This window comes from Actinoplanes sp. NPDC049118, from assembly GCF_040648555.1.
Classification (GTDB): domain Bacteria; phylum Actinomycetota; class Actinomycetes; order Mycobacteriales; family Micromonosporaceae; genus Actinoplanes.
On record NZ_JBEZDY010000016.1, the window covers coordinates 56,734 to 81,787 of the forward strand.

At 69.8% G+C, this 25,054-nt stretch carries 21 protein-coding genes; 10 read left to right on the top strand and 11 right to left on the bottom strand.

The window, feature by feature from the left end; translation table 11 throughout:
• The first annotated feature begins 57 nt into the window (after positions 1-57).
• Positions 58-666 carry a type VII secretion system-associated protein gene (locus AB0B58_RS25340; protein ID WP_360228212.1) on the top strand — a complete coding sequence of 203 codons (609 nt, stop codon included), beginning with the start codon at positions 58-60 and terminating at the stop codon, positions 664-666.
• Here the strand turns inward: AB0B58_RS25340 and AB0B58_RS25345 are convergent.
• A complete protein-coding gene (locus AB0B58_RS25345; RefSeq protein ID WP_360228215.1) occupies positions 653-1,099 on the bottom strand; it encodes an RICIN domain-containing protein in 447 nt (148 codons plus the stop codon). The two genes, AB0B58_RS25340 and AB0B58_RS25345, sit on opposite strands and share 14 nt — an antisense overlap.
• Between AB0B58_RS25345 and AB0B58_RS25350 the strand changes: the two genes are divergently transcribed.
• The 3 genes from AB0B58_RS25350 to AB0B58_RS25360 all read left to right on the top strand — a co-directional run bounded on the left by AB0B58_RS25350 (position 1,074) and on the right by AB0B58_RS25360 (position 7,584).
• Positions 1,074-1,352: a hypothetical protein gene (locus AB0B58_RS25350; protein WP_360228218.1), complete on the top strand. Its 279-nt coding sequence runs from the start codon at positions 1,074-1,076 to the stop codon at positions 1,350-1,352. The genes AB0B58_RS25345 and AB0B58_RS25350 overlap by 26 nt on opposite strands.
• Positions 1,353-1,922: 570 nt before the next feature.
• The gene (locus AB0B58_RS25355) at positions 1,923-4,199 is read left to right on the top strand and encodes a BTAD domain-containing putative transcriptional regulator (RefSeq protein WP_360228221.1); all 2,277 of its coding nucleotides are present in this window, start codon (positions 1,923-1,925) and stop codon (positions 4,197-4,199) included.
• Positions 4,192-7,584: a BTAD domain-containing putative transcriptional regulator gene (locus AB0B58_RS25360; protein ID WP_360228224.1), complete on the top strand. Its 3,393-nt coding sequence runs from the start codon at positions 4,192-4,194 to the stop codon at positions 7,582-7,584. The genes AB0B58_RS25355 and AB0B58_RS25360 overlap by 8 nt, the downstream gene beginning before the upstream one ends.
• Before the next feature lie 72 nt (positions 7,585-7,656).
• On the opposite strand, the gene AB0B58_RS25365 is transcribed toward AB0B58_RS25360, so the two are convergent.
• Complete coding sequence (locus AB0B58_RS25365; RefSeq protein ID WP_360228226.1) at positions 7,657-7,863, bottom strand: hypothetical protein; 207 nt, start codon at positions 7,861-7,863, stop codon at positions 7,657-7,659.
• Between the two features lie 21 nt (positions 7,864-7,884).
• On the opposite strand from AB0B58_RS25365, the gene AB0B58_RS25370 reads away from it, so the two are divergent.
• Complete coding sequence (locus tag AB0B58_RS25370) at positions 7,885-8,673, top strand: maleylpyruvate isomerase N-terminal domain-containing protein (protein ID WP_360228229.1); 789 nt, start codon at positions 7,885-7,887, stop codon at positions 8,671-8,673.
• A gap of 13 nt (positions 8,674-8,686) precedes the next feature.
• Here the strand turns inward: AB0B58_RS25370 and AB0B58_RS25375 are convergent, their stop codons facing one another.
• Entirely contained in the window at positions 8,687-9,319 is a 633-nt protein-coding gene (locus tag AB0B58_RS25375; RefSeq protein ID WP_360228232.1) for an NAD(P)H-dependent oxidoreductase, read from the bottom strand.
• A gap of 82 nt (positions 9,320-9,401) precedes the next feature.
• On the opposite strand from AB0B58_RS25375, the gene AB0B58_RS25380 reads away from it, so the two are divergent.
• Entirely contained in the window at positions 9,402-9,893 is a 492-nt protein-coding gene (locus AB0B58_RS25380) for a MarR family transcriptional regulator (protein WP_360228235.1), read from the top strand.
• 264 nt (positions 9,894-10,157) lie between these two features.
• Positions 10,158-11,402 carry a PQQ-dependent sugar dehydrogenase gene (locus AB0B58_RS25385; RefSeq protein WP_360228238.1) on the top strand — a complete coding sequence of 415 codons (1,245 nt, stop codon included), beginning with the start codon at positions 10,158-10,160 and terminating at the stop codon, positions 11,400-11,402.
• Between the two features lie 143 nt (positions 11,403-11,545).
• Here the strand turns inward: AB0B58_RS25385 and AB0B58_RS25390 are convergent, their stop codons facing one another.
• Together AB0B58_RS25390 and AB0B58_RS25395 are read right to left on the bottom strand one after the other, a co-directional pair.
• A complete protein-coding gene (locus AB0B58_RS25390) occupies positions 11,546-12,088 on the bottom strand; it encodes a CYTH domain-containing protein (protein WP_360228241.1) in 543 nt (180 codons plus the stop codon).
• Positions 12,089-12,320: 232 nt separating this feature from the next.
• Positions 12,321-14,447 carry a M3 family metallopeptidase gene (locus AB0B58_RS25395; protein ID WP_360228244.1) on the bottom strand — a complete coding sequence of 709 codons (2,127 nt, stop codon included), beginning with the start codon at positions 14,445-14,447 and terminating at the stop codon, positions 12,321-12,323.
• Between the two features lie 166 nt (positions 14,448-14,613).
• On the opposite strand from AB0B58_RS25395, the gene AB0B58_RS25400 reads away from it, so the two are divergent.
• Positions 14,614-15,783, top strand: coding sequence for a hypothetical protein (locus tag AB0B58_RS25400; protein ID WP_360228247.1), 1,170 nt, complete (start codon positions 14,614-14,616; stop codon positions 15,781-15,783).
• A gap of 100 nt (positions 15,784-15,883) precedes the next feature.
• On the opposite strand, the gene AB0B58_RS25405 is transcribed toward AB0B58_RS25400, so the two are convergent.
• The 4 genes from AB0B58_RS25405 to AB0B58_RS25420 all read right to left on the bottom strand — a co-directional run bounded on the left by AB0B58_RS25405 (position 15,884) and on the right by AB0B58_RS25420 (position 19,863).
• A complete protein-coding gene (locus tag AB0B58_RS25405) occupies positions 15,884-16,564 on the bottom strand; it encodes a hypothetical protein (protein ID WP_360228250.1) in 681 nt (226 codons plus the stop codon).
• Between the two features lie 655 nt (positions 16,565-17,219).
• Positions 17,220-17,879 (bottom strand): response regulator transcription factor, encoded by a 660-nt coding sequence (locus AB0B58_RS25410; RefSeq protein ID WP_360228253.1) that lies wholly within the window; start codon positions 17,877-17,879, stop codon positions 17,220-17,222.
• Entirely contained in the window at positions 17,876-19,030 is a 1,155-nt protein-coding gene (locus AB0B58_RS25415; RefSeq protein WP_360228256.1) for a histidine kinase, read from the bottom strand. The genes AB0B58_RS25410 and AB0B58_RS25415 overlap by 4 nt, the downstream gene beginning before the upstream one ends.
• Positions 19,027-19,863 carry a CPBP family intramembrane glutamic endopeptidase gene (locus AB0B58_RS25420; protein WP_360228259.1) on the bottom strand — a complete coding sequence of 279 codons (837 nt, stop codon included), beginning with the start codon at positions 19,861-19,863 and terminating at the stop codon, positions 19,027-19,029. Before AB0B58_RS25420 ends, AB0B58_RS25415 begins: the two co-directional genes overlap by 4 nt.
• A gap of 459 nt (positions 19,864-20,322) precedes the next feature.
• Here AB0B58_RS25420 and AB0B58_RS25425 point away from each other — a divergent pair, with 459 nt between their 5' ends.
• Together AB0B58_RS25425 and AB0B58_RS25430 are read left to right on the top strand one after the other, a co-directional pair.
• Positions 20,323-20,502 (top strand): hypothetical protein, encoded by a 180-nt coding sequence (locus AB0B58_RS25425; RefSeq protein WP_360228262.1) that lies wholly within the window; start codon positions 20,323-20,325, stop codon positions 20,500-20,502.
• 54 nt (positions 20,503-20,556) lie between these two features.
• Positions 20,557-20,907 (top strand): hypothetical protein, encoded by a 351-nt coding sequence (locus AB0B58_RS25430; protein ID WP_360228265.1) that lies wholly within the window; start codon positions 20,557-20,559, stop codon positions 20,905-20,907.
• Between the two features lie 162 nt (positions 20,908-21,069).
• On the opposite strand, the gene AB0B58_RS25435 is transcribed toward AB0B58_RS25430, so the two are convergent.
• Both AB0B58_RS25435 and AB0B58_RS25440 read right to left on the bottom strand, forming a co-directional pair.
• On the bottom strand, positions 21,070-22,404 hold the full coding sequence (locus tag AB0B58_RS25435) for an MFS transporter (RefSeq protein WP_360228268.1): 1,335 nt from the start codon (positions 22,402-22,404) through the stop codon (positions 21,070-21,072).
• Between the two features lie 289 nt (positions 22,405-22,693).
• Complete coding sequence (locus AB0B58_RS25440) at positions 22,694-24,904, bottom strand: ATP-binding protein (protein ID WP_360228271.1); 2,211 nt, start codon at positions 24,902-24,904, stop codon at positions 22,694-22,696.
• Between the last annotated feature and the right edge of the window lie 150 nt (positions 24,905-25,054).

Genomic DNA, 25,054 nt, shown 5'->3' on the forward strand with positions numbered 1-25,054 from the left:
ATCATCGGCTCAGTGTCTGACTCATGACATCGCCGGAGCGCCAGCGGAGGCGATGGCATGAGCATGCGACCGCACGGCGTCGTCACGGGGGACGGTGTGTTGCTGGTGGACTCCGGCGGGGCAGCGGAGTCGGATGCCGGGGTGCCCGGCTCCGCAGTCGTCGGCCGCTGGCCGGTCGGCGGGGACGGCACCGTCGGCCCGTTCCGGAGCAATCCCGAATACCGGCCCAGGGACGACACGTCCGTGACCGACGTGGTCGACGCGCTGCTGCGCCTGGCCGGGCAGTCACCAGCCGCGACGGGGCAGCTGCAGATGTTGCTGCGTGAGGCGCTGTTCGAACTGGCCATGAACGGCGACGGGCGGCCACTGGTCACCCGGTCTCCCGATGACGTGCCGTGCGTGGTCATCGTCACGAGCGCGTCGCACCGCCGGCGGGTCAACCCGCCCGGCTGGCGGCGCATCGACCTCGTGGCGCTGGTCACGCTGCTCGCCGACGGTGTGGACGTGTTGTTCAACCCGGCGGGGGCGATGCTGTTCCGGCTGACCGGAGATTTCATCCGCGAGACGTTGCTGATGACGGACGAGGACGCGGCGGCCGCGTACGAGGCGCTCCGCCTCGCCGCGGCCGCGCGGGTGGACCCGTGGACCCCCGCTACGCCAGCCTGACCATCCGCCACACCTGGTCGTCCGTCGGATCCCACGTGCAGTCGGCGTGCACGACCCGGGCGCCGTCGGTGGTCGAACGCCGCACTCCCATGCAGCGTTCGCTCTCCACGTTGCGCAGTGCGATCCCGCCGGACGGTGCATCGTAGATGTCCCAACGCTCTTCCGGGTCGCCGTCACACGGGTGCTGTTCCAATCCGCCGCCGGAGTCCGACACTCGCAGACACTGCCCGGTGGCGAGGGAGACGAGCCGGGCGCCGTCCTCGTCCTCATCCGCCTTAAGCATCCACTGCTGGGCGGGGGTCGCGGTGATCTGCTCCTGGGTGGCCCGCTCGCCGGTCGCCTGCAACGCCTTCCCAGTGAGGCCGTTCTTGACGACGAATACGGTGTCGTACGCATACGACGCCTCGGTGGCACCCAGTCGCGGCGTCTCCACCGGTGGCGACGGCGGCGGATCGACCCGCCCGGCGCCAGGCCCGGTGGAGGCGGTCGGCAGAGGCCGCTGTGGGCTCCGCGCCGTCGACACCGCGCGCGGCGTGCTGGTCGCCGGCGCCGCCGACGGCGTGCTGGTCGCCGGCGCCGCCACCCCGGCCGTGGCGGCGGGTGCGTCGGCCGGGGTGGACCAGACCGGCGCCGATCTCGTGACCGGTGTCCGTCCGTCGCGTGCGGCCCACCGCACCGTCCCGTAACCCAGCAGTGCCAGGCCGAGCACGACGACCACCGCCATCCGGTGCCGCCGCGGTCGGCGGCTTCTACCGAGACCGCGATGCCGGCCCCGCACCTCAGCGGGCTCCGAAGTCACGCCCGCCGATCCCGAACTGTCCAGTTGGCCGGAGGTGACCGGCTGATCCGGGGTCGGCTGACGGACGATCCGGTCCGGTCCTGCCTGGGTGGTCGTGTTCACGGCCGCGCCGTGCGGATTCTGCCGTCCCATGCCGTCATCCCATCCCGCACATGCTGCGACCTGTGAGCATCGACGGTCGAAGCTATGCGGCCGGGCCGGTCCGGGCACCCCTCGGCAACGCACCGGTGTCATTCGGGCAACACATCGACACACCTAGACCTGTTTCGGTGATGGATGATCGGCCCCGGATGATCCGAAGCATGGACGCTCGGACGACGGGCCGAACGATGACCGGTCAGGCTCGAACCTGGTCCACCGCGACCACCGGCCCGTCCGGTACGAATGTCACCAGGGTGCGACCCGGGATCTATAAGGAAACTTCACCGCGCCTCCACGATCCCTCCACGATCCCTACATGCGCATCCAGGGATGCAACATCGTGGTTACATTGACCGCTATGGTCGGCAAAGACGGCGCCGGGATCCGGCACGAGACGCATGTCCGCCTGCTGGGTTCGGTGCGAGCACTGCGCGACGGGAAGGAAGTTGATCTCGGCTCGCTGTATCGCCGCGCGCTCTTCGCCGTGTTGGCGATGCACGCCAACCACACCGTCTCCCGCGAGCAGCTCATCAGCGCGGTGTGGGGTGCAGACGCGCCGCCCAGCGCCGTGGGCAACCTCTACACCTACGTCTCGACGCTGCGGGCCGCGCTGGAGCCCGGTCGCGACCGCTGGTCGTCCGGCCAGATCTTGAGCTCCGGCGGCGGCGGCTACCGCCTGCAGGTGCCCGCTGAGCACGTCGACGTGTACCGGTTCGACGCGCTGCGTGACCAGGCCCGTGAGTTACGCACGGCTGGTGACCTCGACGCCGAGTTGCGCGTGCTGCGGTCCGCTCTCGAGCTGTGGCAGGGGGATGCGCTGGCGGGCATTCCTGGTCCGTTCGCGCAGACCCAGCGGATGCGGCTCGGTGAACTGCGGCTGGCCACCGTCGAACGACAGGCCGCCGCGATGCTGGACGCGGGACGCCACGAAGACGTCGTCATCGAACTGCGCACGCTGACCGAAATGCATCCGCTCCGGGAGAGTCTGCACGGCCTGCTCATGACCGCGCTGTGCCGCGCCGACCGGCGCACGCAGGCACTAGAGGTCTACCGTCGCGTCCGGGGTCTGCTGATCGAGCAGGCCGGCACGGAACCCAACGACACACTTCAGTACCTGTACCGACGGATCGCGGCCGGTGACACCGACCCCCGCCCAGCGGACACCCCTGCGCCGCGGCGCGGGCCGGTGCGTTCCGAGGTCGGGCGCGCGGAGGAGACCGCGACCCTGCAGCCGTTCGTCGGGCGGTCGGCACAACTGCGCCTGCTGCGCCGCGCGGTGTCCGCGGTGCGGGCCGGCCGCGGGGGCAGCATCTGGATCGACGGCGAGGCGGGCAGCGGCAAGTCCGCCGTGCTGACCGAGGCACTGCGCGACGCCGAGCGCGCCGGCTGCCAGGTGCGGTGGGGGGTCGGCGACGAGTTGGCCCGGCGACTGCCGCTGAACGTCTTGCTGGAGTGTTTCGACCCGGATGCGGGCAGGGCATCAGGCGGCGTCGCCGAACTTGTACAGGCACTGCGCAACCCGGCCGGTGAGCTGACCGACGACCCTGCCGCGGCCGTGGACCAAGCCCTGACCCTGGTGCAGAGGGTATGCGCCCGTTCGCCCCTGGTTCTGGTGATGGACGACCTACAGTGGGCGGACGACATCACCCTGCTGGTCTGGGACGGACTGCACCGCCTGACCCGGCGGCTGCCGCTGTTACTCATCGCCGCCGCCCGCCCGCTGCCCCGCAGTGCACAGCTCGACACCCTGCGCAGCCTCGTGGCGAGCCACGGCGCCGAGATGACCAGCCTGCCACCGTTGGAGCCCGCCGAGGCGGCCGAGTTGGCCTGGCTCCTCGCACCGGGGCACGACCCCGCTCTGGTGGACTCCGCGGTGGCAAACGCAGGCGGCAATCCCTGCTACCTCACCCACCTGCTCGCCGCCGACGCCGCCCCCGGGGCGCCGTCTCCTTCGCTGGTATCGGCCGTCGACCGGCATCTCGAACCGCTCTCGGACGAGATGCGGCAGATCCTTCGCGCCCTCGCCCTTCTCGGTGAACACAGCACCGTCGCGGAGCTGTCCGCAGCGACCGGCCGGAGCACACCCACGGTGTTCTGCACCGTCGATTCGGCGCTGCGCTCCGGGCTGCTCGCCGGCCCGGCGGCCCGGCCCCGGTTCCGGCACCCCATCGTCGCGCGGATACTGCGCGATCACCTTCCCACCGCGCTGCGTGTGCTGCTGCACCGCGAGTACGCGGAGAAGATCGCGACGGCCAAGGGGAATCCGGAACAGGTGCTCCGACAACTTCTCGCCGGACCAGCTCGCCTGGACGCCTGGGCGGCCGGGTGGCTGGCGGAGCATGCGGACGCCCTGTCCGTACGGATGCCCGAAGCCACCACGGACGCGCTGCGCCGCGCGGCCGCACAGCCCGCCCTCGGGCAGCCGATGCAGGAGCGGCTCACCGCATGCCTCGCCCGGAACCTGTTGCGGCGCGGACTCGCGGCGGACGCCGAGGCGAACCGGGTCGCCGCGCGTACCTCGGATCTGGTGCTGCCCGCCCGGCTCACCCCGGACCGCCGGCACCGGTACGCGAAGGGAGTCGTACATGCCTGACACCCCCCACGATCATCTGCGGGTGACCCTGCTCGGGCCGGTGCGGGCCTGGCGCGGGGACCGCGAGCTGGCGCTGGGGCCCGCCCGGCAGCGGACGGTCTTCGCCGTCCTGGCCGCGCACGCCAACCGTCCGGTCGGCCGCGACGAACTCGTCAAGGCGGTCTGGGGCACCGCAGCGCCCGAAACCGCCGCCGGCAACATCTATACGTACGTCTCCGGCGTGCGGCGCTGCCTGCGACCGAGCACCCCACCGTCCCCGGACGGGCCGGAGGTCCTGACGTCCGGCCCGTCCGGGTACACCCTGCGACTGGCGGACGGCGCCACGGACCTCGACCGCTTCCAACGATGGTGCACCGAGGCGACCGACCTGCTCGCCGCCGGGAACCCCGCGGGAGCGGTGGCCCGGCTCGAGCAGGCGCTGGGGCTGTGGCACGGCGACGCCTACGCCGGATCGACCGGCCCGTTCATCGAGCTGGACCGGCAGCGCCTCACCGGGCTGCGCCTCACCGCCGTGGAGCAGCGCGTCCGCACCCTTCTGGACTCCGGTGGCGACGACGGCCTCGTCGCCGAGCTGACCGGCCTGGTCCGCGAACACCCACTGCACGAACCGGCGTACGAGCTGCTCATGCTGGCGCTGCACCAGGCAGGCCGACACACCGAGGCGCTGGAGACCTTCCGCGACGCGCGGCGCACCCTCGTCGACGGCCTCGGCGTAGAGCCGAGCCCGCGCCTGAGCAGGCTGCATCGCAGCCTGCTCGGTGGCACGCGGGGACCGGTCGCGGGGGCACGCCCGGTGCCTGTGGCACGCGAGCCGCGCATGCATGGGCACCCATACGTGGGCCGCGACACCGAGCGCGACCTGTTGCGCCGGCTGGTCGGGGACGTGGCCCGCGGCTCCGGCGGCGCAGTCTGGATCAACGGCGAGCCGGGCATCGGCAAGTCGGCGCTGCTGGCGGTGGCGTTCGGCGACGCCAACCGGCACCGGTGCCGGCTCGTTCGGGGCGTCGCGGACGAGCTGGGCCAGCGCGTCCCACTACAGGTGATCACCAAGGCATTCGGTCTGGACGACCTTACCGACGGAACCGATGCCGCCGCCGACCAACTGATCGCGCACGTACGCAGGCTCTGCGCGAGCACCCCGCTGGTACTCGCGATCGACGACATGCACTGGGCGGACGAGGCCACCATGCTCGTCTGGGAGCGTCTGGCCGCGGCGACTCGGCGGCTGCCGCTGCTGCTCGTCGCCGCGGGCCGCCCCGAGCCCAACGGCCGCAACCTGTCCCGGCTGCGCCGCGGCGTCGAGGCCCGCCAGGGCCACGTGCTGACCCTGCGGCCGATGCCGGCAGAGGACATCACGACGCTGATCGCCCGGATCGTCGGCGCCGAACCCGGTACGTCCTTGCGTGCGCTGACGCCACGGATGGCCGGCAACCCGCTGTTCGCCCGCGAGCTGGCCAGCGCGCTCGTACGACAGGGCGCGGTGCACATCGTCGACGGGGTCGCCGACGTCGATGCCGGTACGGCCGCCGATGCGCCGCAGTCCCTGCTCGCAGCCGTACGCGGGACTGTGGACTTCCTCGGGCCCGACACCCAGGGGGTGCTGCAGCTCGCCGCCCTGCTCGGCATGGAGTTCGCGGTCGCAGACGTGGCCGCGGTCACCGGACGGCCCCCGGCCGCGCTGATGAGCTGCCTGGACGAGGCCGTGGCCGCGAACGTGGTAGTGGACGCCGGACGGAATCTGGCGTTCCGGCACCCGTACCTGCGGCAGGCCCTGCTCGAGCGGGTCCCCGCCCTCACCCGGGCGATCATGCACCGGCACGCGGCGCAGGCGTTGGCGCGCGGCGCCGGCAGCGCCACCCGCGTCGCAGAGCAGCTGACCGCCGAGGCACCCGCCATCGACGCATGGGTAGTGTCCTGGCTGGCCGACCATCACGCCGAGCTGGTCCGGCGGGCCCCGGAACTGGCCAGCCAGCTGACCAGGGGCGCGCTGGACACGGACCTACCGGACCCGGCCCAGCGCGCAACGCTGCTCGCGGCGCTGGTCCGGGCGGAGTACCGGCTGGAGCGGCATCCTGTGGCGTTGGCCCGGCAGGCGCTGGCGGTCGCCATCGAACCCGCCGACCGCGAGGAGATGCGCTACCTGCTGGCCATCCAGTTGTTCCAGCGTGAAGACAGCGCCGGTGCCATCGTGCTGCTGCGGGACGCGGTGCACGACGCCGCCGTACCCGATCACTGGCGCAACCGCCACCGGGCGCTGCTGGCCAGCGTCCGGCGCGGCAACCTCGACGACCTCGACCTGGTCGAGCACCGGGCACGACAACTGCTCGCCGAGGCGGTCGCGGCCGGGCAACAGTACGAGGCGGCATACGCCCTGCAGAGCCTGTGGCACACCGACTCGGTCCGGCGCGACCACCAACGGGCGCTGGAACACGTCGACCGGGCGCTGACCATCGTAAAGGATCCCAGCCTGGCCGGGACCCATCTCGATCTGCTGGACAACCGCGTCTTCACGCTGCAGAACCTGGACCGGCTGGACGAGGCCCAGCGGACGCTGCACGATGCGGCCCGATTCGCACGGCGGCACGGCATCGCCTCCGGCGTGCCGCTGGCCGCCGCCGTCCACTACTACTGGCTGGGCCACTGGGACGAGGCGATGGCCGAGATCAGCACCATGACCGCCGACCCACGGGCCACCACCTTCCACGGCATCCGCGAATCCGGGGCCACGACGATGCTGCTGCACGGCCTGGCCGCCCTCATCGCCGCGCACCGCGGCGCCCCGGAGCTGACCGCCGCACACCTGGAGGAGGCCGATTCGCGGCCGGCGTCATTCTCCGAGCGGGAAAGCTGCGACTTCCTGATGGCGGCCCGATCCGTGCTCGCGCAGCAGGAGAACCGGCCCGAGGAGGCGCTGTCCATGCTCGCCCCGCTGCTGCTGCCCGCGTACTCGCCGTTGATGTTGCGCCACCAGTGGCTGCCGGACGCGGCCCGGCTGGCCCTCGCGGTGGATCGCCGCGACCTCGCCGAGCAGGCGGCGACGATCTGCGCAGCGGAGGCCACGAAGGAGGTCGTGCCGGCGCGAGCGTTCGCGGCAGCGGCCCGGTGCCGCGCCCTGATGACCGGCGACCCCGGCCCGGCGCTGGCGGCGGCCGCACGATATCGGGCGGTGGGCCGGGTACCCGAGCTGGCCGCCACGCTGGAGGACGCGGCTGTGCTGCTGGCCGGGCGAGAGCGGTTCACCAGGGCGCGGGCAGCCGGTCGTGAGGCGGTCCAGCTGTTCGATGCCCTGTCAGCGACCTGGGATGCGAACCGGGCACGGCGTCGGCTCGGCGATGCCGGGGCCTCGGTCGACGCGGCACCGTCTCTGCCCGCGGTGGTCGGCTGAGGCCCCGGGAGGGCGCAGCTCCGGCACCTCGACGTCGCCGCCGAGCGCAAGCCGCGAGGGCGACCGGCCGCCTCAGTTCAGCTTGGGTGCGTCGTAGAGTTTGGCCGGAGAGGCCACCCGCGCGGTGAGCTGTACGTGCTCAGCGACCTCCCGGGATGGCTGAACCGTGCCGATCGCTCCGCCGATGCGATGGGCGGTCTGCAGCGCACCGCCGGCCGCGCCGGCCATCTCCACGGGTACGTTCTCAAGGCTCAGCCTGATGTTGGGTGAGGTGACCATGCCGCCGCCTAGGCTCTATCCATGACGACCCTTGCCGGCCGCACGATCGCGGCCCTGCGCGCCGAGCACGACACCCTCGCGAGCACGGCCCCCGCGCTCACCACCGCTCAGCTCACCGGCCCGTCCGGCGCCGCCGACTGGACCATTGCCGACGTCCTCTCGCACCTGGGCAGCGGCGCCGAGATCACGCTCGCCGACTTCCGCGCGTCCCTGGGCGAGGCGGAGCCGCCCGCGCCGGGCTTCAACCAGGGCGTCTGGGACCGGTGGAACGCCCTGAGCCCGCAGGACCAGGCCGCAGGCTCGCTCGAGTCCGACACCGCGCTGGTCACCGCCCTCGAAGCCGTAGCCGAGGAACGCCACGACGAGCTCAAGGTCAAGCTCGGCTTCCTGCCCGAGCCGCTCCCCCTCGCATCGTTCGCCGCCATGCGGCTGAGCGAAGTGGTCCACCACGGCTGGGACGTCCGCGTCGGCATCGACCCGGCGGCGACCCTCGCCGAACCCTCGGCCCAGCTGCTCGCCGAACACCTCAGCGACGGCCTCGGCTTCCTGCTCGGCTTCATCGCCAAGCCCGATGCGGTCCGCGAACCCGCCGTGATCGAGATCAGCAGGACGCCCTACCGCATCGTCCTCGACGACCGAATCCGACTCACCACCGAAGCCCTACCGGCGACCGCAACCTTCGCCGGGCCGTTGGAGTCCACTATGCGGATGCTCGCCGGACGGCTGGCCGCGAAGCACACCCCGGCCGGCGTCGAGGTGACCGGAAACATCTCGCTCGATGAGCTGCGCGCCGTCTTCCCGGGCTTCTGATCGACCACCGTCCTCAGCGACCCGCGAGCGCCGACCCGGCCGCGGTGGCCTGCTCGTGGGCTTCCTTCTTCATCACCGCGGCGGTCTCGGTGAACGCGTCCAGCGCCGGGTTGACCCCGACCAGGGTGAACTCGCGCTCGACCACGGTCAGCTCGGCGCCCCACACGTCGGCGAGGATCCGGCGAAGGAAGTCGGTGTTGTGGTCCCAGCCCTCCCGCGGGGTGCCCGCGCCGTAGGCGCCGCCGCGGGTGGTGACCAGCACGACCGGCTTGCCCTCGAGCAGCTTCTCGCCCAGGACGCCGCCGGCGATGGCCAGGTCCAACCAGATCTTGAGGTGCTGCGAGATGCCGAAGTTGTAGAGCGGCGCGGCGATCACGACGTGGTCGGCGGCGCGCAGTTCGGCGGCCAGGCCGGCGGCGAGCGCGACGGCCGAGCGCTGCGCGTCGCTGCGCTGGTCCTCCGGCGTGTATCCGGCGCCGACCGCGGTCGCCCAGGCGTTGGCGGGCAGCGGCTCGGCGCCGAGGTGCCGGGTCACGACGGCCTCGCCGGGGCGCTCGGCGCTCCAGGCGGCGAGCACCAGGTCGGCCAGTTCGCTGCTGGCGGACTGCGGGCCGAGGATGCTGGCGTCGATACGCAGAAGGGTCACGGGGAGCTCCTCACGAGGAATTGAATGTTCAATCCGAGGTTGTCACGGTTGGATTGAATGTTCAATCCCCTACGCTGTGCCTGTGAGCGACGACACCCCCTGGCTCTCCGCCGACGAGTTGCAGACCTGGCTACACCTCGCCGGGGTACTGACGGCCCTGCCCGCGACGATCGACGCCCAGCTCAAACGGGACGCGTGCGTCAACTTCTTCGAGTACTCGATCCTGTCCGGCCTGTCCGTGCGCCCCGGCCGGGCAATGCAGATGGCCGTCCTCGCGCAGCTGGCGAACGGCTCGCCGTCCCGGCTGTCACACGCCGTGAGCCGCCTGGAGAGGGCCGGCTGGGTGGAACGCCGGAACTGCCCCGGGGACACCCGCGCGGTCGAGGCGGTGCTCACCGACGCGGGGATGGCGAGACTCGTCCAGATCGCCCCGGCCCACGTCCGCGAGGTGCGGCGCACGGTGGTCGACGTGCTCACCGCCGAGGAACTGGACCAGCTTCGCAACACCTGCCAGAAGCTGCTGACCGTCACCGCCCCGGAAGTCCTGGAGACCATCGACGAAAGCCGCCGATAGGTACGCCAGACCCCGGCCCCTACCCCACGTCAGGTCGACATCGAAGACTTCTGGCGGTTTCTGGAGCGCTCCTGTGAGGAGACGACCGACCTGCGGCGCCGAGCAGACCGGCTGGAGCACCGACTCAGCCGGATCGCCTTGGATCATGTCGTGGGAATGCCAGCGCCCCCGTGCACTCAGACGGCGGGTTGGATATCAGTGAGGGTCGATGTATTGTGGGAGCGCTCCCAGACTGCGTCCTTCACTCTGCTCGAGGAGCTGAACATGTCGCGACCGCGTTGCCGCCCGGCCGCCATGCCGGCCGGGCTGCTCATTCTGGCCCTATCTGCGCTCCTGTTGACCTCGGTGTCGGAGGCCGGCACCGCCGCGGCCGGCACCTCACACACCCTCAGGGCGCCACTCGCTGAGCTGACCGTGGTATCCGAACGGGTGGCTTCCGGTCTGCAGCGTCCGATCGCGATCACCGGGCTGCCGGACGGCCGGATGCTGATCGCGGAGAAGGACGGCACCGTCCGCGCCTACCACCCCACCACCGGCCTGGCGGCCGAGCCGGTGCTCGACCTGACCGCCCGGATCGACACCTCGGACAACGAGCGCGGCCTCCTCGGCATCACGCCTGCGCCGAACTTCGCGCGGACCGGGATCCTCTACGTGGCCTACACGAGCCTGCCGGCTGGCGCGCTAACCCTGGCGCGGGTGCCCATCGGCGCTCCTGAGCGGGTGCAGGTGCTGCTCACCCAGGAACACGCCGAGTACGGCAACCACAACGGCGGACAGGTGGCATTCGGCCGCGACGGCTACCTCTACTGGTCCCTCGGGGACGGCGGCCACGCGAACGACCCGTTCAAGTCCGGTCAGAATCTGGGCACCCTGCTCGGCAAGATCGTGCGGATCGACGTCAGCCGCACCTGCGGGCCGAAGCCCTACTGCGTACCCTTCGACAACCCGTTCGTCCGCGCGGCCGGCGCGCGGCCGGAGATCTGGCTCTACGGACTGCGCAACCCGTGGCGGTTCTCCATCGACCCGGTCGACGGCTCGCTGTGGATCGGTGACGTCGGCCAGGGCCTGGTCGAGGAGATCAACCACATCCGTCCATGGCAGGGCGGTGCGAACCTCGGCTGGTCCTGCCGGGAGGGCACCCCGGTGTTCGACCCGCAGCAATGCCGGCCGGGCGGGCGGTACACCGACCCGGTCTTCGAGTACGAGCATTTCCTCACGGAGAACTGCTCGGTGATCGGCGGCGTGGTGTACCGAGGGTCCGTGACCCCCGAGGCATGGGGCACATACGTTGCGAGCGACTACTGCTCAACCCTCGTGTTCGCCGTACGCCCCAAGCCCGGGGGTGGCTACGAGTCCGCCACGATCGGCAACTTCCCCACCCAGCCGACCGCGATCGGCACCGACGTGCGCGGTGAGCTGTACGTGCTCAGCGACCTCCCCGGATGGCTGAACCGGGTGCGGTTCGAGCGGGTTCAGCCAGCCTCTGGCGGCCAGCCGGCGAACCGCTGAACGCCGGGTCGGGCTGTTGTTTCAATCAGGAAGTACGTCGAGAAAGAGGTCGTCATCAGCGCAACGGTGGAGAAGAGGCAACCACCGCCACGTGTCGGGTCTCGCGGATCCTCGATCCGGCGGTGGATGTCGCCTGAGCCGGATCAGCGATCACCGAACCGGAGCTGGGGACGAGCGAACAGGTCGATGCCGTAGCGCGCATAGACCTTCACCGTGTTCTCCCCCGTCAGCGCTTCCTCGGGGATGTCGAGCAGGGCGGCCACGCGCACGACCTCATCCCGGGAGCCTGCCTCGATCTCCAGGTACGGCGGGATCAACGGCCATTCGTCGATCTCCAGACGGGCGCCGTCGAGCTCGAAGCTGGTGCGCCGGTTCTCCTGGTACGACCTCGCCGTGAACCCGAGCCGGCCCAGCAGCTCGTTGGTCGTCTCGAACCGGTCGACGCCGACCTCCACCTCGTCTGTGCCGTCGATTCCGTCATGGGCGATCTCCTTGACCGCCAGGGTCACGCCCGCCCCGGTGTCCCGCAGACGGATCCAGCGACTCTCATCGCCGGGTGTGATGTCGTAGACGTGGCGACGCTGGAGCAGCGTCTCACCTCGTTGTCGGCCGCCGCGGGAGAGGATCGACGCGGTCATCTGGGCCGGGTCGACGTCGAGGACCTTTGCCTCGAATTCGATCGACAACGTGAAGCTCCTTCGGGGATCGGGTCACCCGCTGAGCCGCCCGAGCCGTTGCGGCTCGGGCGGCTGCGGCAGACCCAGTGATCGATGGCACGAGGCTCCGGCGAAACACTGCCATACCTGACTCGAGGCACCGAACGGGAGCCCCACCATGCTGTCCCATCGGCGTGTCTCCACCAACCCGCTCAAGCGTGGCGTCGACGCTATTCGATCAAGCCGGCTGAACGGAGAAACGTCAGGCGAAGCCGCGCAAGCGCATCAGCGCTTCCGTGTCGACGTCGCGGCCACGGAACTCACGGAAGGCCTCGTCCGGCGCAACGGAATTGCCGACCGAAAGGATGTCGTCAAGGAACGCCTTGGCGGCGGCGGGGTCCCAGACACCCTTCTCCTCGAACAGCTCCCACGCGTCGGCGGTCAGCGCATCGGCCCAGAGATAGACGTAGTAGCCGGCCGAATATCCGTCGCCCGAGAAGGTGTGCCCGAACTGGGTCGGGCGGTGGCGCATGACGATCTCCCTCGGTAGGCCGATCTCGGCCATACAGCTCTTCTCGAAGGCATCCGGATCGATGGTGCCGCCCGGCGTCGCGGCCAGGTGGATCTTCATGTCGTAGATCGCCGAGGCGAGATACTCAACCGTACTGAAGCCCTGGTTGAACTTCAGCGACTTCTGGATCTTGGCGAGCAGGTCGGCGGGGATGGGCTTGCTGGTATCGACGTGCAGGGCGAACTTATTGAGCAGCTCCGGCGTAGGAAACCAGTGCTCGTTGATCTGGCTGGGAAACTCAACGAAGTCGCGCTTGACCGCGACACCGGCGACGCTCGGATAGGTGACGTTCGAGTTGAGGCCATGCAGGGCGTGGCCGAACTCGTGGAACATGGTGATGGCATCGTCCCACGAGATGAGGACGGGCCCAGAGCCCGACTTCACGAAGTTCGCATTGTTGGAGACGATCGGGGTGATGTCGCCCCTGAAACGCTCCTGGGTGCGGTACTCGTTCATCCACGCGCCGGAGCTCTTGCCGACGCGAGCGTAGGGGTCGAAGTACCAAAGGCCCGCGCGCTTGCCGTCGCGCGTGACCTCATAGACCGACATGTCCTCGTGGTAGACCGGCAGACCCTCAAGCTTGGCGAATCGCAGACCATAGAGCTTTTCGGCGGCCCAGAACATACCGTCGCGGACCTTGTCGAGCTGGAGGTAGAGCTTCACCTCGTTCTGGTCGAGGTCGTACTTCGCCTTGCGCACCTTCTCCGAATAGAACCGGTAGTCCCAGGCCTCGATCTTGATGCCGGCGCCCTCCTCGTCGGCGATGGCCTGCATGTCGGCGATCTCCTCCTTGGCGCGCCGCACGGCCGGGGCCCAGAGCTTCATCATCAGGTCGATGGCGGCCTGCGGCGTCTTCGCCATGTTGTTCTCGACGGCCCAGTCGGCATGCGTCTTGAAGCCGAGCAGCCGGGCCCGCTGGGTGCGCAGCTGGAGGATCTTGCTGATCACGGCCTTGTTGTCGGTGGTGGTGTCGTTGTCGCCGCGCATGGTCCACATGCGCCAGCCCTTCTCCCGCAGGTCGCGCTTTGTGGAGTAGGTCAGCAATGGCTCCATCGAGGAGCGCGTGTTGGTGAAGACCCACTTGTCCTTGACCCCATGCTCCTCGGCTGCGGCCGCGGCGGCCTCGCGCAGCGACTCGGGGAGACCATCGAGATCTGCCTCGGTCTCGATGGTGAGCGTGTAGCTCTCCTCGTCGGCCAGCCGGTTCTGGCTGAACTTGGTGTAGAGCGAGGTGAGCTTCTGATTGAGGTCCTTCAGCTTGGCCTGGTCGGCGTCGCCGAGTGCCGCGCCTCGACGGGTGAAGTCCTGGTAGTAGCTCTCGACGAGGCGGTTCTGCTCCGGCGACAGGCCGGCGGTGGCCCGGCCGTCATAGACCGCCTTGATACGGGCGAAGAGCCGGGCGTTCTGAACGATGTCGTCGTCGAAGGCCGAGAGGACGGGCGACATCTCGGTCTGCAGATCCTGCATCGCCTTGTCGTTCATCGTCGAGGTGAAAACGCCGAAAAAACGCCGGGCGCGGTCGAGGGCGCGGCCGCTGTCTTCCAGCGCGGCGACGGTGTTGGCGAAGGTCGGTGTCTCGGCGGTGCCGGCGATTTCGGCGATTTCGGCCTTACCGAGCTCCATGCCCTTGTCAAGGGCTGCCTTGATCGAGGTCGGGTTCACCTTGTCGAAAGCGGGGTAGCCGCCGTGCTCTCCAGTCCACACCTCAATCAGCCTATCCTCAGGGCCGCTTTCGGCCGCGAGCGCGAAGCCGGGGAACTTGAGCGAGCCGAGTACGGCCGTGGTGGCTGCGAACTGAAGGAAGACACGGCGATGCATAAGAACTCCTTCGGCATCGGTTCGCACACGGCCTCACGCCGCCCTAAGATCGTTTATGCCATATTTCCGAACGAAAAAAGCAGTTTCATGTAAAACCATCAGAACTGAATGGCCTTCGTCTCAAGGAACGGCATCAAGCGGCTCACCGGTTCGGAGCGAATGCCTGATGGGCGCAGGGCCTGCTGACGTCGAGGCCCTCGGCTGCGTCAGGTTCGCCGGCTTCTGCTCATACGCCGGGCTGGCCTGCGAGCCGGCTCAGGCGGCTGGTCGGGACTGGGCGATCACGGGAGTCCACCCGATCGGGCAGCCGATCGCGGTCGGCGGCGTGGCCGTTGGCTATGTCGAGCGCGACAAACACGTCTACGCCCGAGGGTTGCACCCGAGCAACGGCGACGTGCTCTGGGAACGCGAGATCACGCCGACCCGGCAGACGATTGGCATTGAGCTTGTGCCGCATGCGGTCGGCGCAGGCGCGGTCACCTTCATGACACCCTTGCCGCAGCTTGGGCCCGACTGGGCGCGAGTGGTCGTGGTCGACGCGGCAACCGGCCAGGTCCGGCAGAGCAGTCCATCGGCGCTGTTTCGCGCCGGGCCGGAGGCGTGCTTCGACGACCGGGCCGTGTGCGTGATGGCTACTCCGGATGCCGACCGGCCTATGCGCGGTGACCGGCTGGACCTCACGACGGGCAGCTACGAGCCGTACTCCGGCACCGGGATCCCCGCGACTGCCCGCTGTATCGGGGACCGCGGGTTGTACGACCTGGGCGCTCGGCCGGATGAAGAGATCGCCCTGATTCGGGACGGGGAGATGCGCTGGCACCGGCCGCTCGCGGATGCGTTCCCGGCCGGATTCAGCACCAGCAACGGCTGGAACTGGACGCTCTATCCGCAGGTGGTTTATGCGGGCTCGGTGTTCGGTCGCGGCATCCGCACGAAGACTACACTCGACCGGGACATGCATGCCGACTCAGGCAGCGCCGGGCTCGATGAGATGACCGGCACGGTGCTGTGGCACGAGGTCGGCACCGTGGTGAGCTGTGGGGGTCAGGTGCCATTGTGGGCCGAGCCGGTGCGATGCCGGGTCCACGGCAAGCAGCACATAGACCTGGCGGCACAAACGGGGTCTTTCAAGGACCTGGATGTCGTCCTGGAGGGTTTCGACCCGATCACCGGAAGCACCACCTGGTCGGTGCCGGCGGACGCGTCCGAACAACTCGGCGGGTTCACTGACCGCGCGGCGATCGCCGGAGAGCATGCGATCGTGGCTACCGCGGATACGCCGTCAACTCTGGGTGATCGGCGTTTCAACCCGCGTGCCGTCCCACCATCAGCGTGATCCGGCAGGGCGGTCCACCGGCGTCGACACGAGCGGCCAGCCGCCGGCCTCGGGCGCGATCCAGGGCCCCTCAGGGCCATCCTCCTTGCTCGAACCGCGTCTACCGGGACAAGGGAGTGAACGCCTGTTCGAAATCAAGTGGATATGACTGCGAGCCTCCGCTCAGCCACCAGGTGTCGTCACTGCGGTAGAGCACGGTGTAAGTCCTCGGGCCGTCCCGGAAAGCTATCTGCCGGCCGTGGGCGCGTTCACCGTTGCGTGTCCAGGTGAACTCCCACATGACGGCAGGCTTGCCGCGATAAGTCCAGCGCTTGCTCATCTTCAGCTTCTTGTACTGATCTTCGGCGTGCTCCTCGGCGAACAGCTTCTCGTCCTGGGCCAGCCGAGTCCACGGGTCCACGCTTTCGTAGCTGTGCACTTCGAAGTTCGCCTCGATCATGGTGTCGTCCGACTCGACGAACGTGGTGGGGCCAACCGTGTAGACCTCATAAACGGAAGACACGCCGACCGCATACCCGCCGACCGGGTTACGGGCGGACTTGTAATGGTCCGGCAGGTCCTGGCCAGGCGCTTCGGCGTCCTCGACCTCGATCTCGACCACGCCCTGGCGTCCGACATGTCCCGCGCCCAGCCCGTCGGACGGTAGATCCGCGGCGGACGGAGCCAGCTCGTTCGAGGCGGTAACGGCCCCGGGATCGTCGCCGGCCTCCGGCTGATCTGCCGAGGTGTCGGACTTCGCTCCCAGCGCTGTGTCGGCCTGCGGGTCCGCGTGCCGGCTCACCGCCGGTTCCGGGCTCTGCCCATCTGCCGCCGCGCCATTGTTCCGGTCCCGCGATGGAAGCACCCCGCAACCAGACGAAGCCCCCACTGCGAGCCCGGCCACGAGAAGTCCGACGAGCCCCACGCGAACCCGGTCCGCCAGGTGCCGCGGTTCATGCTGTCCCACTGTCCTACCCTTCGTCGCGATCGCAGTTCGATCAAGATCGCTGGTGATGTCCGGCCGAAACAACCTGCACCTCGACCCCGGCGCGTGCTCCACGCGCGGTCAGAACCTCCGCCGGTGCGTTTCGCGAGATCACCGCCACCGTTGACCCTCACCCGCCCCGGCGCCGGTTCGCCTGACGCGGTGACCGAGTCAGAATCGTGCACGATCGCCCACGCCCTGGCATCCGTGTACACACGTAGATTTCGATTACGTACGTACGCCGGCCGGGGACGGCATCCCGAGACGGCGGCGATTTTGACCTTCGCTGGAATGTTCAGCCGATGGTGCGTCCTCCGACCCCGAGCTGATCACGTTGCCCAGCAGCTCGACCAGCTTCCCGAGTGTCCCGCAGGGTCGCCGAGCCGGGCGTCCGGACACCGTTGCAACCCACGGGACGTTGAGGCAGGCGTCTGCGGCGCAGATGACATTTGCGCACCACAACAGGACGCGCTCAGGCAACCAGGCCGTTGCGGTAGGCGTAGATCACGGCCTGCACCCGGTCGCGCAGGTCGAGCTTGGTGAGGATCCGGGACACGTACGTCTTGACGGTCTCCTGGCTGATCACCAGCGCAACAGCGATCTCGCCGTTGGACAGGCCGCTGGCGATCAGGCGAAGGACCTCCAGTTCGCGTGGGGTCAGCGCGACGTTCGCCGGCTTTTCCTCGGCGGGACGGATCCGCGCCGCGTGCCTGCCCACGAGCTGCCGGGTCACCTCGGGCGCCAGCAGCGCGGCGCCGGTCGCGACCGTGCGGATACCGTGCAGCAGCTGCGCCGGTGGGGCGTCCTTGAGCAGGAACCCGCTCGCTCCCGCGCGCAGCGCCTCGTACACGTATTCGTCGAGGTTGAACGTCGTCACCACGAGCACCTTGACGGGATCGGCAACGCCGGCGCCTGCGAGCAGGCGGGTTGCCGCGATGCCGTCGAGTACCGGCATCCGTACGTCCATCACCACGACCTCCGGGTGCAGCCGGGCGGCGAGGTCGACCGCGGTGCGGCCGTCCCCGCACTCGCCCACCACCTCGAGGTCGGGCTGGGCGTCGATGATGGTCGTGAACCCGGTGCGGATCAGCGGCTGGTCGTCGCAGATCAGTACGCGTACCGGCGCGGTCACGAGGTGGGCCCGGTGGGGATGCGCGCCTGCACGACGAAGTCGCCACCCGCGCGCGGTCCCGCGGTGAACTCGCCGCCGAGCACCCCGACCCGCTCGCGGAGCCCGGCAAGGCCTCTCCCGCTCCCGCCGGGGGATGCGGCGCGTGACCCCAGGCCCGCACTGCTGACCTCCACACTGATCTCCCTCGCGCCGTACTGGACGTGAACCAGGGTGCGGGCGCCGTGGTCGTACTTGAGGGCGTTCGTCAGTGCTTCCTGCACGACCCGGTAGGCCGTGACCTCGGCGCTGCCCGCCGATTCCTGCGGCCTGCCGTTCTCGGTGAACTCCACCGGCTGCCCGGCGCGCCGGGTCTGTTCGACGAGGGTGCCGAGTTCGCCGACGGACGGGGTACGGATCTCGGTGCTGTGGTCCGGGTTGAGCAGGTCGAGCATCTGCCGCAGGTCCGCGATGGCCCGCCGGCCGGTGTCGGTGATCGCGGTCAGGGTCTGCTCGAGCCGGTCGGGCGCGGCGGTCAGGTAGCGTGCCGCCTCGGCCTGAACCACCATCGCAGTCACGTGGTGGGTCACGACGTCGTGGAGCTCGCGGGCGATGCGGGAACGTTCGGCGGCGCGGGTGCTCTCGGCCAGCCGCAGCCGCCGCTCCGCCTCGGCCGCACGGGTTTGGCGCAGCCAGGACCCGGCGCCCCAGGCAATGGCCAGAAGCAGGAAGAACGTCGTGAACCCGACCACCCCCTCGCTCGATCCGAGCCGGTCGAGGGCGAGGGCGAGGGCCACGTACGCCATGCAGGCCAGCAGCAGGACCAGCCGACGGTGACGTTCCACATAGGCGCCGGCGCTCAGCAGCGCGACGGCCAATGCGGTGCCCGCGACGGTGTGATAGCCGCGAAGCTGGTCGATCGCGAAGCCGAGCGACACCAGGGCGAGGCAGACGGCCGGCCAGCGCCGGCGGATGGCGAGCGGGAGGCACTCCAGACCGACCACTATGACGGTCAGCGCGTCGAAGGGCCGGTTCGGCAGTTCACCGAGCTGCGTCCCGTGGCTTTCCAGCGCCGGCGTCACCGATGCGACGGCGAACACGAGGGCCAACGGGAGATCCCGGACCGTGGCGGGGCTCCGCCGCCACAGATCCGAGGCCCGCCGGAGGTCGATCACCGGGAAACTGTAACGGTCGGCTGCACGCCGTCCGTGCGACGGCGGCGCGGGACGAGGTGACCGCGGCGCCGGGCCAGCCACAGGAACACCAGGGTCAGCGCTACACCGGCACCGACCGCGTACAGGCTTGCCTCGGGCCCGAAGTCGCCGCCGGTGACCAGGCCCGGACCTGATGTCGTGGACTCCAGCAGCCCCTTCGACTCGCCGTTGCCGGAGACCACCGCGCTGAAGATGCCGGCGGCGGCGAAGTTCCAGCCGAAGTGCAGACCGATCGGCACCCACAGGTTGCGGGTGGCGGCGTAACAGGCGGCGAGCATGAAACCGGCCTCGATCGCGATCGCGATCGCACCCCACCAGGTGGCGTCCGGGTTGAACAGGTGCATCAGGCCGAACAGCACGCCGGTCAGCAGCAGCGCGATCCAGGTGCCGGCGCGTTCCTCGATGATGCGGAACAGCACGCCGCGGAACAGCAGTTCCTCGGTCACCGCCGCGGCGGCCATGACCCCGATCAGCCCCACCGCGCCCGTCACCGAGCCCAGGCCGTCGACGTGGAAATCGCCGAGGAAGGCGATATTCGCGATGACCGCCGCGAACATAGCGACCCCGAGGAGCGCCCCTCGGACGATCCGGCCGGCTGCTCCGGCCCGGGCCACCTCAGTGGGCGCGCGGTGTTCGGTACGCCGTACCAGCCACGCGTAGCCGAGGACCGCGAGTGCGGCGGTCAGGAGGCCGAGGGCCAGGCTGAGCCAGGCGTTGCCCTGCACCGCGGCGACGGCCTGACCGCCGACGAAGGCAACCGCCGCAACGGCCAGAAACTGCTTGATCAGTCGCATGATGACTCCTCTGCAGGTCCGCGACCGGGCGCCGCGGTTACCGAGAAAGCTATGGATTCGCCGGCCTGGAATCGTCACCGCGCGGTGGACACTTGCGCGTAGCTCGCGCGGGGGACAAGCACCCCGGGTCGAAACGCCATGCCGGAGGACAACAGTCTCGACCGGTATCAGTTGACCGGGGTCGTCATGTACGTCAGGGCGGCGGCCTTCTCCTGCATCTGCCGCAGCGTGACCTGCTCGGCGGCGATGGCGGCGGCGCTCCGGCAGATTCGGTCGCGGCCCACCGGGTAAGTCCAGACCCATGCGCATCGTCATCGTCGGAGCAACGGGCAACGCCGGAACGCCTTCGTCACCGAGAGCTACCCGCGCGGCGGTATCCCGCGTTCCTCGTACAGCCGGCACAAGGCCCTCGTCGAGCGGACCCTCGACGAGGTCGAGTCGGAGCATCCGAAGCTGCGGGTGGTCCGGGTACGTCCCGGCCTGATCTTCCAGCGGGCGGCCGGCACCGAGATCGCGCGGTACTTCGCCGGGCCACTGCTTCCCGCACCGCTCCTGCGCCACCAGCGCATCCCGGTGGTCCCGGCGCACCCGAGACTACGGTTGCAGGCCGTGCACGCCGATGACGTCGCGGACGCGTAGGCCCGGATCCTCCGTACCGACGTCCGGGGAGCCTTCAACATCGCGGCCGGGCCGGTGCTCGACGCCAACGTGGCGGCGAAAATCTTCCACGGCGTACGCGTGCCGGTGCCCGGGCCCGCGCTGGCCGGCGCCGCGGCACTGAGCTGGTGGTTGCGGCTGCAGCCGATCGACGCCGGCTGGATCCATCTGGCGCTGAAGGCGCCGCTGATGTGGTGTGCCCGGGCCACCGAGGAGCTCGGGTGGCGGCCGCAGCGGGACGCCGTGGCGGCGCTGCGGGAACTGGTCGGCGGGATCGCCGACCGTGCCGGCGCGCCGAGCCCGCCGCTGTCCCGCGAGCCGGACCTGCCCGGGCGGCTCGTCGGTCTGGCACACGGCCGGCTGCCCGGTACCGGCGATCCCTATTGAGCCGAACGAGCTCAGGCAGGCCGCCCAGCAAGCCGCACCCGTCATCGCCAGCCACCACGAGGCGCTGCGCCACGCGTCCGACACGCTCGGCGGCCCGGCCCAGCTCCGCAGACCGACGAGCCGATCATCGATGCGTTCCGCCAACTGACTGCCGCTGCGATACTAGGCGGCCGGCTCTCGGCGAATGGTGGCGTCGTCCTGGGCGGTGCCCAGCCGCCGGAGGTCCGCAGGGTACGTGAGGCGTCCGACCAGCATGGCGATGATCGGAACCATCGCGACCAGCGGGATGATACGCAGCGCGCTCTGCAGGCCCATTCGGTCGGCGATCATCCCGGTGACGATCGGGCCGAGGGCCAGCCCGAGCACGTTGTTGAACGTGGTCAGGAAGCCGAACGCGGTGGCCCTGATGGACTCATGTGTCAGGTGGGCCACCACGGCGCCCATGGGGCCGTTGGTTGCTCCAACGAAGAAGAAGCCGATCGCGAGCACCAGCAGCTGCGCTCCGTTCGGGGCCATGGCGAACCCGGCACCGAGAAAGGCCAGCGACAGCGCCGAGAAGACCGCTGCCGCCGTCCACGGGCGGGACGGCCGGTTGCGGCTGACCCGGTCGGCGATGAAGCCGCATGTCATCATGCCGATGGACAGCACCAGGGTGAGCAGCGCAGCGACCCCGGCGGCGCTGCGCGGCGCCATCTCGTGCACCCGGTTGAGGTAGCTCGGTACCCACACCACCATCGCGCCCGCGACGAACAACTGCATGCCGCTGGCGACGTAGGCCACCATCATCGAGGGCTGTGAGAACAACGTGCCCATCCCGGCGCGTCGTTGTCCCGGCCGGAGCTGCGGTGCGACGCTGACTTCGGTGACCCGGTGCACGCTGAGGCGGCGGTCGGTGATCAGCATCGCGTACGCGATGGCGAGCACGAGCCCGAGGACGCCCATCGCGGCGAACATCCAGCGCCAGCCGAACTGGGCCGACAGGGCGCCGCCGAGAGCCACGCCGAAGACCGTTCCGAGCGGGCCGCCCGCCATGAACGTCCCGGACAGAGCTGCGCGGCGGGCCGGGGCGAATACGGACACCACGACCGCGAGGCCGACGCTGGTGTACGCCGCCTCCCCGATGCCCATCACCGCGCGGGCGGCGATCATCTGCCCGTAGCTCGCGGCGAGCGCGGAGCCGATCGTGGCGACGCTCCACAGCAGCGCCATGGCGACGATCGCCCGGGCGCGCCCCCACCGGTCGCCGGCTATAGACAGCGGCACGGCCAGCACGCCAACCATCAGGGACACGATGCTCGTCAGGACACCCAGCTCCGTGTCGGTCAGAGCCCAGTCGGCCTTCAGGTATGGGAACACCGCAACCAGGGCCTGCCGGGACATGTAGTCCGACAGCATCAGCGCGAACGTCAGCGTGAAGACCAGCAGCGGAAAGTGCCGGGATACCCAGGGCTGGTGGGACGACGGCGCCAACCCGCCGGTCTCCGCTGTTCCGGCCATGGCGTGCTCCCCCGAGGTCGACAGGTCGCCACGTACGGCGGTACAGACGCGGGTGAGGCCGTAACGGTCACAGCGCGGCGGGTCGCCAGGAGAAGGCACCACGGTCGCTGAGAGTAGGGCACCAGCCTACTGCCGGGATTTCCTGATGCGGGGCGCCTTGGCGAAACGCGGATCAGCCCGGTCGACAGCAGGGCGCGACACGCGACGCGCAACGTTAGCGGGGGCTTGATCCAGATCTTGGCTTGACACGATCATTCGGATTCCGTCAAGCGGGCGGGCCCACCGCACCCTAGCCCGGGCGCGTGGCCCTGGTGTCGAGTGCTTTGCCGACATTGCTGAGCAGTTCGTCGGCGGTGAAGGGCTTGTACATGGTGCAGGTCCGCTCGGCCGTGGCACTCTCCGACACCACCATGGGGTCGCTCTGGCCGGCTATGAACAGCACCGGTAGGTCGGGGTGCTGGGCGTGTATCTGGTCGGCGACGGCCGCGCCGTGACGGTCGGGCAGGATCATGTCGGTGATCAGCAGGTCCACGTTGTCGAGATCCATGCGCAGCGCGGACTCTGCGTCGCGGACCGCGGTGGCGCGGTATCCGTTGGGGTTCAGGATGCGGACCACGTCGTCGCGTACGGTGTCGTCGTCTTCGACGACCAGGATCCGTTCGCCGTTTCCGAGGCCGTCTCCGGGGCCTGGCGCGGGCTGCCCGTCGGCCTCGGCCGACTGGGTGACGACGGGCAGCAGAATCCGGAAGGTGGTGCCGACGCCCGGGGTGGAGTCCACAGTGATGGTGCCTTCGGCGTCGATGACGATGCCGTAGACGGTGGCGAGGCCGAGGCCGGTGCCCTTCTCCGACGGCTTGGTGGTGAAGAACGGCTCGAAGAGCCGGTCCCTGACCTCGGCGCTCATGCCGGTGCCGTTGTCGCTGACGGTCAGCTGGGCGTAGCGCCCGGCGGGCAGCGGCATGACCACGATTCCGGTGGCCAGTTCGACGAGGTCGGTGTCGACGTCGATGACGCCGCCGCCGGGCATCGCGTCGCGGGCGTTGATCACGAGGTTGAGCAGGATCTGGTCGAGCCGGCCGCGGTCGACGCGTACCGGCAGGGCACCGTCGTACGTCTGACAGCGCAGGGTGATGTTGCCGCCGATCGTGCGGCCGAGCAGGTCGTTGGCGCCCGTGACGGCCGAGTTGAGGTCGACGTTTTCGGCCTGGGCCGGTTCACGCTTGGCGAACATCAGCAGTTGGGTGGTCAGGGCCTGGCCCCGGCGTGCGGCGTCGCGAATCCGGGCGAGATCGTCCGCCATGAGCTCGCCCGGCTCTTCGGCGATGAACTCGGCGCAGCTGAGGATGATGGCCAGCAGGTTGTTGAAGTCATGCGCGACGCCTCCGGCGAGCTGGCCGAGGCTCTCCAGCCGGCCGGCCCGCTCCGCGCGGTCGTTGGCGAGCTGCTCCTCGGCTTCGCGCCGCATGCGGGCGGTGACGTCGCGTTCGGTGGCCGCGGCGGCGACGACCACGCCGTTCTCGTCCCGGATCGGTACGACGATCGTCGACACTCTGATCTGGCTGCCGTCCTTGCGCAGGCGAGGCGCTCCCTCGATGCGGATCTGGCGCCCTGCGGCTACCTCGCCGAGCGTGTAACGGACCAGGTGCGCCCGGCTGGGCAACATGAAGATCGTCGGGCTGCGGCCGATGGCCTCCTCGGCGGTGAAGCCGTAGACACGCTCGGCGGCCGTGTTCCAGGCCGTGATGACGCCGTCGAGGGTGAGGGCGATCGTCGCGTCGGCGGACTGTTCGACGATGGCCGCCAGCATCGCCTTGTACCGCGCCGTGTCGGCGTAGGTACGGGTTGCCAACAGGGCCAGCACGGCGGCTAGCAGGAGACACCCGACCCCGACGACGACCATGATGGTCAACGCCCGAGAGCTCGTACGCCGGGCCACAGCCGCGTCCTTGTCGGCGTCGGCCTGCGCGAGTGCGGACAGATGATCAACAGCAGTAGCGGCCCTGTCGAACCATTGCAACTCTTCACCCGCGACCAGGTCGTTGGCGACCGCGATCCGGCTCGGCACGCCGGACCGATACCCGGACACGATCCGCGCGTCGAGGTCCATGAAATGGTTGAAGGCGTCCTCGGCGATGACCAGCTGCTGCCGTTGCGCCGCGGTGAGCCGATGAGATCGGATCCGGGCCAGATCCTGCCGTAACGCCGCCGCCGAGGCCAGGAACCGGCGGCGTTGGACCCCGTCATCGGCGGCGGCGCCCGGCACACCCCGGATCGCGTCGAACGCGTACGCCGTCTGCCAGCCGTTGAAATCCGCGGTGCGGAACTTGGCCGTGAGCGCGTCACGCTGCACCGCGGCGGACTCGGCGACCTGCCGGTCCGCCCTGCGCTGTGCATGGATGTTACCTACGGCGATGCCGATCATGATGATCAACAACAGCGCCACCAGCCCGAAGACGCCGCCGAGCCGCACGCCGCCATGGATCCGACGCCACGTGTGCATGTCTCGGTCTTCCCACGGAACGTGTCAGGCATACGGCCAGGGCCACGCGACGCGGGTCAGCCCTGTACCTGCAGCGTAGCGGGCGTCTCGCCGCTATCCTGCACGTATCACAAGCCGTCACGGAATATCGACGCCTGACTCCGCAGGTCG